The sequence below is a fragment of the Nocardia sp. CC201C genome, assembly GCF_030010695.1.
GTDB classification, from domain to species: Bacteria; Actinomycetota; Actinomycetes; order Mycobacteriales; family Mycobacteriaceae; genus Nocardia; species Nocardia otitidiscaviarum.
Window position 1 is genome coordinate 1 of record NZ_JASCXP010000241.1, and the last position, 11,327, is coordinate 11,327.

At 69.3% G+C, this 11,327-nt stretch carries 10 protein-coding genes; 5 read left to right on the plus strand and 5 right to left on the minus strand.

Features of this window, described 5'->3' with window-relative positions:
* Nucleotides 1-268: 268 nt before the first annotated feature.
* The gene (locus tag QK444_RS22955) at nt 269-2,035 is read left to right on the plus strand and encodes a helix-turn-helix domain-containing protein (protein ID WP_282783550.1); all 1,767 of its coding nucleotides are present in this window, start codon (nt 269-271) and stop codon (nt 2,033-2,035) included.
* Between the two features lie 102 nt (nt 2,036-2,137).
* Here QK444_RS22955 and QK444_RS22960 read toward each other — a convergent pair whose 3' ends face one another.
* Nucleotides 2,138-3,004, minus strand: a complete 867-nt coding sequence (locus tag QK444_RS22960; RefSeq protein WP_282783552.1) for a LuxR C-terminal-related transcriptional regulator — start codon at nt 3,002-3,004, stop codon at nt 2,138-2,140.
* Between the two features lie 69 nt (nt 3,005-3,073).
* On the opposite strand from QK444_RS22960, the gene QK444_RS22965 reads away from it, so the two are divergent.
* Genes QK444_RS22965 through QK444_RS22975 form a run of 3 tightly spaced genes read left to right on the plus strand, consistent with a single transcriptional unit; the run spans nt 3,074 to nt 6,667 of the window.
* The gene (locus QK444_RS22965) at nt 3,074-4,717 is read left to right on the plus strand and encodes an AMP-binding protein (RefSeq protein WP_282783566.1); all 1,644 of its coding nucleotides are present in this window, start codon (nt 3,074-3,076) and stop codon (nt 4,715-4,717) included.
* A complete protein-coding gene (locus QK444_RS22970) occupies nt 4,714-6,417 on the plus strand; it encodes an AMP-binding protein (protein WP_282783554.1) in 1,704 nt (567 codons plus the stop codon). The genes QK444_RS22965 and QK444_RS22970 overlap by 4 nt, the downstream gene beginning before the upstream one ends.
* 58 nt (nt 6,418-6,475) lie before the next feature.
* Nucleotides 6,476-6,667: a hypothetical protein gene (locus QK444_RS22975; RefSeq protein ID WP_029932022.1), complete on the plus strand. Its 192-nt coding sequence runs from the start codon at nt 6,476-6,478 to the stop codon at nt 6,665-6,667.
* A gap of 7 nt (nt 6,668-6,674) precedes the next feature.
* Here QK444_RS22975 and QK444_RS22980 read toward each other — a convergent pair whose 3' ends face one another.
* The 4 genes from QK444_RS22980 to QK444_RS22995 all read right to left on the minus strand — a co-directional run bounded on the left by QK444_RS22980 (nt 6,675) and on the right by QK444_RS22995 (nt 10,015).
* Nucleotides 6,675-7,994 carry a serine hydrolase gene (locus tag QK444_RS22980; protein ID WP_282783557.1) on the minus strand — a complete coding sequence of 440 codons (1,320 nt, stop codon included), beginning with the start codon at nt 7,992-7,994 and terminating at the stop codon, nt 6,675-6,677.
* 134 nt (nt 7,995-8,128) lie between these two features.
* A complete protein-coding gene (locus QK444_RS22985) occupies nt 8,129-8,899 on the minus strand; it encodes a DUF4184 family protein (protein WP_282783560.1) in 771 nt (256 codons plus the stop codon).
* A 78-nt stretch (nt 8,900-8,977) separates the two neighbouring features.
* Nucleotides 8,978-9,436, minus strand: a complete 459-nt coding sequence (locus tag QK444_RS22990) for a hypothetical protein (protein WP_282783562.1) — start codon at nt 9,434-9,436, stop codon at nt 8,978-8,980.
* A gap of 138 nt (nt 9,437-9,574) precedes the next feature.
* Nucleotides 9,575-10,015 carry a hypothetical protein gene (locus QK444_RS22995; RefSeq protein ID WP_282783564.1) on the minus strand — a complete coding sequence of 147 codons (441 nt, stop codon included), beginning with the start codon at nt 10,013-10,015 and terminating at the stop codon, nt 9,575-9,577.
* Nucleotides 10,016-10,225: 210 nt separating this feature from the next.
* Here QK444_RS22995 and QK444_RS23000 point away from each other — a divergent pair.
* On the plus strand, nt 10,226-11,327 hold a 1,102-nt coding region (locus QK444_RS23000; RefSeq protein WP_282783565.1), incomplete at its 3' end, for an MFS transporter.

Here is an 11,327-nt window from a genome sequence, read left to right on the forward strand (position 1 = left end):
GGCCTTGGGCGGGCGGCCACGGGCGACGACGTTGTCACCATGCTCCGGAGCAGACCGTCAACTGACGCCACGGCGCGAGACTCGGATTCGCTCACACCGCACGCGGATTCGTCGTCGGTTCTACCAGTGTGCGCAACCGAGGAGTCGGTCCGCTGTCCTACTTTGGGACAGTTACCCCTTGACGAGTCCGGCGCGCACTGCGGACAATCCGCTGACGGCGTATGCACCCCGCCGTTCCTTCCGACGATTCGATGGCTCGAGGAGTGCGGTGGACGCTGGAGATGACACGATCGGTGTCGAACGCGCACGAGAGGTATTCGTCTCCGCGGGCGATATTCCCTCCGGCGCGGTATCGGACCTGGTCGTGGCCTCGTGGCAGCGCTCGGTGAACGCCGGGGTCGACGATGTCGAGAATGTGCTCGACCGGACCTATCTGGACGATCTGGATCTGCACGGCCGATTCGCGCGCTGTGCGCTGCCGGTGATCGACCGGCTGGAACGCGAGCTGAGCGATATGCCGGTGAGCATCGCACTCGCCGATCAGGACGGTCGCGTGCTGCTGCGCCGAGACAATCAGCGCTTTCTGACCGGTCGCTTCGACGGCGTGTTCTTCGCGCCGGGTTTCGTCTACACCGAGGACACCGTCGGCACCAATGGCGTCGGCACCGCGCTCGCCGCCGGAAAGGCCGTGCTGATCCGGGGCGCGGAGCATTACGCGGAGAACATCACGGTCTTCGCGTGCGCGGGTGCGCCCGTGCGCGATCCGCTGACCGGGGCGGTGCAGGGCATTCTGGATCTGAGCTGCCTGGCCAAGGACGCCAACGGCCTCATGCTGGCCCTGGTGCGGGAGGCGGCCCGCGGTATCGAGAGCGAACTGCGCGCCGCGGCGTCGCTGGGGCAGCAGGCGGTGCTGGACAGTTTCCTGCGCATCGGCCGGATGGGCCGCACCCCGACGGTCGCACTCGCGGGCGAGGTGTTCATCACCGATGCCCGCGCGGATGCGGAACTCGGCCCGCACGACCGCATCCGGCTGCGCGAACTCGCGGCGGGGCTGACGGGTGCGCGCGGCACGGTGGTGTCGGTCGATCTGCCGACCGGCCGGAAGGCTCGGGTGCGTTCGATTCCGGTACCCGCGGACGGGCCGGCGGCCGGTGTGGTGTTGCAGGTGGATCTCACCCCCGCGACTGCCCGCGCGATCCCCCACGCCACCAGGCGAATCGGGTTGGCGGAGGTACCCGGTGACTCACCCGCCTGGCGGATGGCCTGTTCCGATGTGCTCGAGACCGCGCGGATCCGCCGACCGCTGGTCATGCTCGGCGAGCCGGGGGTCGGCAAGCGCGCCCTGATCGCCGCCGCCCACCGCCACACCTATCCGACCCGGTCGCTGGTGGTGGTCGACTGTCGCGACGACGCCGTGCCGAGCGGCTTCGATGCCGCATGGAGCCGGTCGCGGCCGGCCACCATCGTGCTCGCGCACCTGAACGAGCTGCCCGACCGGTCGGTGGAAGAACTGGCGGCCCGGCTCGAGAACGCGGACGGCTCGGACCACTGGCTGGCGGTGACCATGACGACCACCGAATCGGCCGAGCCCGGGCGGCTGGACGCCGTGCTCCGGCATTTCGAGCATTCGATCACGGTGCCCGCCCTGCGCCATCACGTCGACGATCTGCGCCAGATCGTTCCGCGCCTGCTGCACACGCTGGCGCCCCGGCGGGCGGTGCACCCCACCCCGGATGCCATGCGCGTGCTGCTCGGCTACGACTGGCCCGGCAATATCGCCGAACTCCGCGACGCCCTGCGCACCGCCCTGGCTCGCCGTCCGGCGGGCGATCTGCGCCGCGCCGACCTGCCGGAATCCTGTTTCGCCGCCAGCCGACGGGTGCTCACCCCCATCGAGGTGGTGGAACGCGACGCCATCGTGCGGGCGCTGGTCCAGGTCGGCGGCAACCGCCATCACGCCGCCCGCATGCTCGGCATCGCCCGCTCATCGCTCTACCGCAAGATCGAGTCCTACGGCATCCGGCCCACCGCCTAGCCGGAAGCGCCGCGCAGCCGGAAGCGCCAAACCTCCCGCGCCGCGCACGAGATCCGACGCGGTGGCGACGCGCCCCGGGACCGGGTCACCCGCACACCCGGGCTACGGCAGCAGGCCGTGGCGGCGGGCCTGCACCACCGCCTCGTGGCGGGTGTGCGCGCCGAGTTTGACCATGGCGCTGCGCAGGTAGCTCTTCACCGTTTCGGGTTTCAGGGAAAGTCGCTGGGCGGCTTCGATATTGGTGCAGCCGAGGGCGATCTGGGCGAGGACGTCGACCTCGCGCGGAGCCAGGGTGACCGGATCGTCGGGCGCGGTGACACCGGAGACCAGGCGCGCGAGCCGTTCGGACATGGCGCGCAGGCGGTCGCGGGCGGTGGCGTCGGAGACTTCCTGGGTGAGACCGCGCAGTTCGGCGTGCAGGTCCCGAAGCTGTTCGGTCACAACGGCATCCGCCGCGGGCACGACGGGTCGCCGGGGTTGCGCGGTGTGCAGGCGCACGCGCCGGTCCACCTCGTCGCGAATGGTGAACTCCAGGCTCAGGCGGCGACCGGCCTGCACCATGAATTCGGCGATACGGTCGCCGATGGGGCTGGGGTCGCGGTTGGCGACGTAGAGCACCGCCCGGGACTCCCCCGCGACCACCACCGGCACCGCCACCACGGCCCGCAGCCCCTCACCGAGCACCGGAACGTCGTAGTGGTGGGTGATGGTGGCGTCCGAGCGGTAGTCCGCCACCGAGGTCGGCCGCCGACTCGCCACCGCCCGGCCGCCCAATCCGGACTGCGGTTGCACCGCGAGTCCGCGCATGCCGTTGGTGCGGGTGCCGATGAACTCGCTGAGCACCAGCGTCCCCGCTTGGACCGCGCCGCCGAAGGCGACCGGAGCCCCGGTCGCGGTCGCGATCCGACGCAGTTCGGCCCGCAGCGCATCGGCGTCGCGGGGCCGCAGCGAGTCGGCTGTGCGGGTCATCGGGATACACCTTTTCGGGGGTAGTCGTCGGATCGGTGTGATGTGGATCCTATCGGAGTGAGCAAGAGCATGGACCGGCTCCGGCCGGTGAGCTATACCTTCGGCGTCTGGGATGCGCCGCTGCTCGGCGACACCATCGGCGACAATCTCGACCGCACGGCCGCCGCGCATCCGCACCGTGAGGCGCTGGTCGACTACGGTACCGGCGAGCGCTGGACCTACCGGGAGTTCGTCGCCGAGGTCGACGCGCTGGCGCTGGGTCTGCTGGCGGCGGGGATCGGGAAGGGCGACCGGGTGGGCATCTGGTCGCCGAACTGCCCGCAGTGGACGCTGACGCAGTACGCGACGGCCAAGATCGGCGCCATCCTGGTGAACATCAATCCGGCGTATCGTTCGCACGAGCTGCGCTACGTGCTGCGGCAGGCGGAAATTCGCGCGCTGATCGCGGCCCCGGCGTTCAAGACCTCGGACTACGCGGCCATGATCGACGAGGTGCGGGCCGACTGCCCCGACCTCGACCGGGTGATCCTGCTGGATTCCGGCGACTGGCGGGGACTGTTCGAGGCCGGACGCGCCGCCGATCCGAGCGAGCTGACGCGGGCACAGGCCGCCCTATCCCCCGACGACCCCATCAATATCCAGTACACCTCGGGCACAACGGGTTTCCCCAAGGGCGCGACGCTGAGCCACCACAACATCCTCAACAACGGATACTTCGTGGGTGAGCTGTGCGGCTACACCGAGCAGGACCGGATCTGCATTCCGGTGCCCTTTTATCATTGCTTCGGCATGGTCATGGGCAATCTGGCGGCCACCAGCCACGGCGCCACCATGGTCATCCCGGCCCCGGCCTTCGATCCGAAGGCCACCCTGGAGGCGGTGGCGGCCGAACGCTGCACCTCGCTCTACGGGGTGCCGACCATGTTCATCGCCGAACTGGCCGAGCCGGATTTCGACTCCTACGACCTGTCCTCGCTGCGCACCGGCATCATGGCCGGGTCGCCGTGCCCGGTGGAGGTGATGAAGCAGGTCATCGAGCGCATGGGCATGCGCGAGGTGTCGATCTGCTACGGCATGACCGAGACCTCCCCGGTCTCCACGCAGACCCGCCGCGACGACAGCCTGGTGCAGCGCACCGCCACCGTGGGCCGCGCCGGACCGCATATCGAGATCAAGATCGTGGATCCGGTGACGGGGCTGACGGTGCCGCGCGGCGAACCCGGCGAGCTGTGCACCCGCGGCTACTCGGTCATGCTCGGCTACTGGAACGATGCCGAGAAGACCGCGGAGGCAATCGATTCCGCGCGCTGGATGCACACCGGCGATCTGGCCACCATGGATGACGAGGGTTATGTCGCCATCACCGGTCGGATCAAGGACATGGTGATCCGCGGCGGCGAGAACATCTACCCGCGCGAGATCGAGGAATTCCTCTACACCCATCCGGATATCCTCGACGCCCAGGTGATCGGGGTGCCCGACGCCAAGTACGGCGAAGAGCTCATGGCCTGGGTGCGGCTGCGCGAGGACGCGCCGGTGTTGACCCCGCAGGCGCTGCGCGAGTTCTGCACCGGCCGCCTGGCGCACTTCAAGATCCCCCGTTACGTCCACGTCGTCGACGAGTTCCCCATGACCGTCACCGGCAAGATCCGCAAGGTCGAGATGCGCGAGGTCGCCGCGCGCCTGCTCGGCCTGTCCGAGGAGGACCGATGACCGCGAATACCGATACCTACCGCGCCGCCCGGGACCAACTGGTCGCCGCCGCGACCGATTACGACGCCGCCGTGCGCGATTTCGCGTGGCCGCGGCTGACCGGAACGTTCAACTGGGCCACGGACTGGTTCGATGTGATCGCGCGCAGCAACGACCGCCCCGCCCTCTGGATCGTGGAGGAGGACGGCCGCGAACAGCGCGTCACCTTCGACGAGATGGCGAACCGCTCCGATCAGGTGGCCACCTGGCTGTCGGCGCTGGGCGTGGGCAAGGGCGACCGGGTCCTGCTCATGCTCGGCAATCAGGTCGAACTGTGGGAGGCCATGCTGGCCATCGCCAAACTGGGCGCGGTCGTCATGCCGACCACGGCGGCGCTGGGACCCGCCGACCTCGCCGACCGGATCGAGCGGGGCGCGGTGCGTTTCGTGATCGCCAATGCGGCCGACGCCCCGAAGTTCGCCGAGGTCTCGGGTGACTACCGGCGCATCGTGGTGGGCGGGCAGATCCCCGGCTGGCACGGCTACGCGGAATCGTCGACCTACCCGTCGGCGGGCCCGTTCGCGGCCGTCACCACGGTCGAGGATCCGCTGCTGGTGTACTTCACCTCCGGCACCACCAGCAAGCCGAAGATGGTGCAGCATTCACAGATCAGCTATCCGGTGGGCCATCTGTCCACCATGTACTGGATCGGTGTGCGGCCCGGCGACGTACATCTGGCCATCAGCGCGCCGGGCTGGGCCAAGCACGCCTGGAGTTGCTTCTTCACCCCGTGGATCGCCGAGGCGACGGTCTTCGTCTACAACTACGGCCGGTTCGACGCGGCGGCCCTGCTCGCACAGTTGCGCCGCGCCGAGGTGAACACCTTCTGCGCCCCGCCGACGGTGTGGCGCATGCTGATTCAGGCCGATCTGGGTGAGCGCCCGACCGGGTTGCGCGAAATCCTCGGCGCGGGCGAACCGCTCAACCCGGATGTCATCGCGCAGGTGGAGAAGGCGTGGGGGCTGACCATCCGGGACGGTTTCGGCCAGACCGAGACCACCTTGCAGGTGGGCAATACGCCGGGGCAGCCGGTCAAGGCCGGTTCGATGGGCCGCCCCGCGCCGGGAGTGCCGGTGGCGCTGGTCGATCCGATCAGCGGTGAGTCCGGTGACGAGGGCGAGATCTGCCTGGATCTGAGTGCCGCGCCGGTCAATCTCATGACGGGCTACCTGGGTGATCCCGAACGCAATGCCGCCGTCATGGCCGACGGCTACTACCACACCGGGGATGTGGCGAGCCGGGACGCCGACGGCTACATCACCTATGTCGGCCGCACCGACGACGTGTTCAAGTCCTCCGACTACAAGGTGTCACCGTTCGAACTGGAGAGCGTGCTCATCGAGCATCCGGCCGTGGTGGAGGCCGCGGTGGTGCCGCAGCCCGACGACACCCGCCTGAGCGTTCCCAAGGCGTATGTGACGCTCGCGGCGGGGTGGGAGCCGTCTCGTGAAACGGCGCGCGTCATAATGGAATACGCCCGCGATCACCTCGCACCCTACCTGCGTGTGCGACGCTTGGAGTTCACCGAACTACCCAAGACGATCTCCGGCAAGATCCGGCGCGTGGAGTTGCGCCAGCGGGAGGAGCAGGCGCACGCCGCCGGCACCGCCATCCCGACCGAATACCGATACGAGGACGTACTTTCCGACGCCAGGACGTAACCGGTCACTGCGGCCGGTTACCACGGCCGCACACCATTCAACGATGATTGGAGTTCGCATGCCACACACGATGGAAAGCGCCACCGCCTACGTCATCGCCGCCCTGGAAGCCAAAGGCACCGCCACCCGGGAGGACTTCGATGTCCCGGGCATCGTCGCCACCACGCACGCGCTCGCCGAGAGTTGGGATTTCGAGACCGTCCACGATCGGACCTTCTGGCATATCGCCTCGGTTCATCTGAGGTTCTGATGCGGCTCTACCGAATGCCCGGGACGGGGCCGACACAGCCCAGGACGAAGCAGCCCGCGGGCCAGTCGGCGAACGGCGGGGACAGCGGTTTGCCCAGGCAGTTCAGCGGGCCGCAACCCGGATAGGTCATCGGGCCCAGGCCGAGCGCGGCCAGGGTCGCGTCCGGGTTGGTGATCATCGGATCGGTGAGGCTGATATCCGGTTTCGGCGCGTACGGACCCGGATCCGGGAGTTCCGGGGACAGAAACGCCTGGGATACCGCGCGCAGCACATCGTGCGGGAAGCTCACCGATCCGCCCGGTACCGTGACGCCGGTCCAGCTGACCAGCAGTCCGAGGCTCGGCACGATGAAATTGTCCTGGCGCATCATGCCCGACATCTGGATGGCGTCCTTCGGCAGGCCGGGGAAGGCGCCGTCACAGCTCGGGCCGTTGATGGTGAACAGGAAGCCGTAGCAGGGATGGGTGGCGGCGGAACTGCTCGCCTGTTCCAGGTAGTCGGTCGGAATCAGTTGCTGCCCATCCCAATTGCCGCGATTGACCAGGAGCAGACCGAGTTTGACGAAGTCGTCGGGCGGTAGCACCAGATGGGCGTAACCGTAGGTGTTTCCGCTGCGGTCACGCGCCCAGTGATAGTCGTCGGCTGGGATTCCCAAGGGATCGAACAGCTTTCGCTGCGCATACGCCTGGAAGTCCTCCCCGACCGCCTGCTGGACGACGTAGACGATGAGATCCACGGCGCGCTGACTGTACTGCCATGCGGTGCCCTGTTCGTGCACGATCGGCATGCCCAGCGCCTGGGCCACCACATTGGGATCGATCTGCGCCAGCCCGGTGATGCCCTCCGAGGCCACCGCCACCTGCATACCCGAGGACTCGGTGAGCAGATTGCGCACGGTGATGGCGCGGTGCGCGGCATCACCCAGCCCCGGGGGCAGATAGCGGTCGATGGGGTCGTCGACATTCAATTTTCCGTCGCCGACCGCGATTCCGGTCACCATGGACACCACGCTCTTGGTGCTGCTCCACAGATTCCACGCCATCCGGCCCGCGCCCGCATGGCTTTCGCGCTCGAGGACCAGACAGTTGTTGCGGTACACCCGGAAGGTGAAGCGGGTCGGATCGTTCGCGAAGTCCAGCGCCTCTCGCAGTCTTCGCGCGTCCAGCCCGACCTCCTCGGGGGTGGCGGTCTGCGGCTCCCGCCCACTGCTCACGGCACAGTGCTTCACCCCAGCAGGCTCACCCCCGGCCACGGGCGGTTCGAACCCCACGAACAGCATTCCCGCCGCCACCGCCGCCACCACGGCACTGATCAACGCTCGACGCACGCCAGCCTCTCCACTCCCCGACCCATCAGGACTCGAGAAAGGACGCTAGCGATCGACGACCCGCAGTCTCAGACCCCAGTTGCCGGGGCGAAAGTTATCGGGGCGCAGTGATTTCCGCCGTCACCCGGATGCGACTAAGGCCCGGTCCGCGGGGATCGGGCCTGGTCGGGCCGGCCGCTCACCACGAGCCACCAGCCGAGCGCATAGGCCAGGACGCCCAGCGCGCAGCCGCGCACCCCGCCGAGGAGGGCCAGCCGCACGAGGTCGTAGTCGCTGACGCGGGCTACCGGATCCATCAGTGCGAAGCCCGCGCCCGCTGCCGTCGCCGCCGCGAGTGCGGAGACGATCAGCGGCACTGCGCGCGGCGGCACACCCCGTACCGCCGCCCGGCCGGGCGGGGTCCTCCGATACCAGCGCACCGCCGCCAGACTCAGCACCACCATGCCGCCCACCGACGAGAGGTAGCCGAGGACGTTGTAGAGCCGATGCGGTTCCGCGACGGCGACCCGCAACCACTCCCACCGCTGGACCGCCGGACCGCCGGTCTGGGTGAAGGCATCCCAGACCAGATGCGTCGCCGCACCGAGCCACACCGCGAGCACGACCGCCACCGCGCCGCCAACCGATCGGATCTTCCAGCGTGGCAGGGTGATTCGCCGCCGCCACCCCAGCGGCGACAGCGCCAGCAGTGGGACCGCGACCACCCGGAGGACCGCCAGCAGCGCCAGCCCGAAGAACAGATCCCAGCCGAGCAGCCCGACCGGCGTATGCGTTCGCGGAATGTCCCCGGGCCAGGGCAGATAGTAGGGAACGTCGGGAGCGAGCGCGCCGGCCACCAGGGCCGGCACCGCCGCGTACCGCCGCAGCGGTAGGACGGCGGCCGGGTGCGCGAGAGTGAAGGGCACGACCGTCAACCTAGCCGTGATACGAGCGGCGGCGGCGCGACCCGGTTCGCGGGGACCGTACCGTGGGGCTCCCCGCAGTCAGCTGGTTTGGGTGCCCGACCATCCGAAGGAGAAACTGTGGCCCTTCGACTGGCAGCTCAGACCGCCGCGCCCGCCCCCGTGGCAGGAGGCTCCGGCGTAGCTGATCGTCGAGCCGTAGCCGATCGGTCCGCCCGGCAGGCTTCGGCTGTCGGCGCGTCCCTGTGGTCCGAACGCGCCGAATGTCGGGTGCGCGGGTAGGAAGGGTACGTCGATCACCAGGTCGCGCACCGGAATAACGTTCAGCCACTTGGCGATTCCAGCCGGAATGTCACAACCGACATCGCCGTTGGCACGGATGGAGCAGTTGGCTCCGGCAGCGGTGAAGTAGACGGTGTCGCCGATCAGGTAGTCGGTGGGGTTCACGTGATCAGTGGGTTGCGCGTTCGCGACGCCGGTACCGGTGACGGCCAAGGCGGCCGCGGTGACCACCGCGCCGCAGAATGTTCGTGCCCGCATATCTTCCCTTCGTCCTGGTCCCCGACCGAACCTTCACCCTAGATTCGTGCCCCGTCGCGGACATGCCCCCGATTCGGGTGGCCGGACGCAACGCGCCGCGGGTGCGGCCCCGCGTCGCGTTGCTGGTATCGGGATCCGTCAGGCGCAGACGCCGCCGGTATCGACCGTGGTGATGGTGGTGTAGCCCGCTGTGGTGCGCACGCCGGCCGGGCCGCCGTAGTAGACGCCGCTGACGATGTGCTGGCCGTCGATATCGGGAACCCACGGGATGTTGGCGGTGCCGTCGTGTACCGGGGCGGTGCCGACGGTATTGCCGGCCACGCCGGGGAGGCGGCTGAAGAAGTCGACGAAGCCGCCGGTGACCGGGCTGCCGTCGGGCATGGTCACCCGGGCCGTCGCTGTCTGCGGGCAGCCGACCGCCGCTAGTCTGGCCGCGCCGAGCGCGGAACCTCCCATCGTCACCGACAGTGTCGGTGAGACCGCCGCCTGCGCGTGCGGGGCGATGACCGCCGGTAGTGCCAGACAGGCTGCCGCGCACGCGGTGCCGGCCATCAGGCGTGAAGTGTCGAATCCGCTCATCGTGCCCCGCCTTTCGGTGAACCCGGGTCAATCGTGGCCAGATCTTCGAATCGGCTCGCAGGGTATCCGACCGGTGCGCGGTTGTTGCGCAGGCGCGCACCGCCGAATCCGGAAATCGATTGCGTGAGATTCGACCCCCGGGGCACCATGGGGCGCTGCCGGGGCGTGCCCGCCGTGGCGAGAGATCCGATCCGGTGGAGGCCCATCCGCATGCCGACCCCCGCGCCGACCGCGCAGCGCGGCCGCGCGCTGCGACTGCTGCGCACCAACCGCCCGCTCGGCGCGCTGTTCACGGCGCGGGTGGTGTCCTATGCGGGCGACTCCATGAGCCTGGTCGCGCTCATGCTGCACGTCGCGCACACCACCGGGCAGGGGTTGGCGGTGGCGCTGCTGCTGCTCGTCGGCGATTTCGTGCCCTCCCTGCTGAGTCCGCTGACCGGTGCGCTCAGCGACCGCTTCGACCGCCGCCGCCTCATGATCGGCTGCGAGGTGGCGCAGGGCGTGCTGGTCCTGCTGATCGCGCTGTCCCTGCCGCCGCTGCCGCTGCTGCTGGCGCTGGTGGCGGCGCGGTCCGTCGCGTCGAACATCTTCCAGCCCGCCTCCCGGTCCGCGGTGCCCGCCATGGTGGCGGACAAGGATCTGGCGACCGCGAACTCCACCATCGGATTCGGGGCCAATGCCGCCGAGGCGTTCGGCCCGCTGCTCGCCGCCGCCCTGCTGCCCTTCCTCGGCATCCGGGGTGTGCTGCTGGTCGACGCGGCCTCGTTCCTGCTGTCGGCGCTGGTCCTGCTCGCCACCCGGCCGATGCCGCCGACCCCGGCGGACGGGAACCCGGGTTCGCTGCTGACCGACGCCCGGACGGGCCTGCGCTACATCCTGCGCACCCCGGTGGTGCGGATCGTGGCACTCGGCTTCTGCGCGGTGGTGGCGTGCAACGGCGTGGACGATGTGGCCCTGGTGCTGCTGGCCACGCAGACCCTGGGTTCCGGCGACGCCGCGGTGGGCCTGCTGCTGGGCGCGGTGGGCATCGGACTGCTGATCGGTTACGCGCTGATCGGCCGCCTGAGCACCCGTATGTCGATGACCGCGCTGCTCATCGGCGGTTTCCTGGTCAGCAGCGCCGGGAATCTGCTCACCGGACTGGCCTGGTCGGTGGCCGCCGCGTTCACCGTGCAGGCGGTGCGGGGCCTCGGTATCGCTGGCATGGACGTGGCATCCAGCACCCTGATCCAGCGGCTGGTGCCCGACGGCATGCTCGGCCGGGTGTTCGGAAATCTGTACGGCGCCATCGGAATCGCCGCCGCGCTGTCGT